The sequence below is a fragment of the Mesorhizobium sp. M4B.F.Ca.ET.089.01.1.1 genome, from assembly GCF_004022605.1.
Taxonomy (GTDB): domain Bacteria; phylum Pseudomonadota; class Alphaproteobacteria; order Rhizobiales; family Rhizobiaceae; genus Mesorhizobium; species Mesorhizobium abyssinicae.
Window position 1 is genome coordinate 1 of sequence record NZ_RZOS01001269.1, and the last position, 545, is coordinate 545.

At 59.6% G+C, this 545-nt stretch carries 1 pseudogene; it reads right to left on the bottom strand.

Features of this window, described 5'->3' with window-relative positions:
* Positions 1-409 precede the first annotated feature (409 nt).
* Positions 410-545, bottom strand: a pseudogene (locus EN780_RS41185) (IS110 family transposase); the annotation flags it as partial.

Here is a 545-nt window from a genome sequence, read left to right on the forward strand (position 1 = left end):
GCCTTTTATCTAGCCATCTTAATCGGTTGTGCTTCCGGTGGTCTTTTCGACATCGTCGCTCCTCTCCTTTTGTGCGATAATATACGAATTTATTCTCTATGCTGCGATACCACCGGCGCGGCCGCAGGCAATGTATGGCCCGCCCCGTCTGCAAGCGGAATGTTTTGAGAGGCACTCTCGGCCTGCACCAATGTATCCAGCCTCGGCGCTTTAGGCGCCCTGCCAAGATGGAGATTCGCGCGCCCGGCTCCAACATGCTGACAGGTTTGCCGAACGCCGATCAACCGTTGGGCCATCTCTATGTACATCCTCCCGCAGACTTCATACGGCCGAGCAGTTGCCGGGACGCGCCCGCTCGACCAAACTCGTTACCGTTGGACGCCATCACGGCTTCGTAGGGGCGCTGGTTTGACATCACTGCCCAGGCGATCCGGGCCAGCTTGTTGGCGAGCGCAACGACCACCACGTTGCGCTTGGCGCGCTGCAGTAGCGCTTGCAGCCAGGCGCCGAGCTGGGTGTCCATTCGCGCCAGATATGGCCTGTCT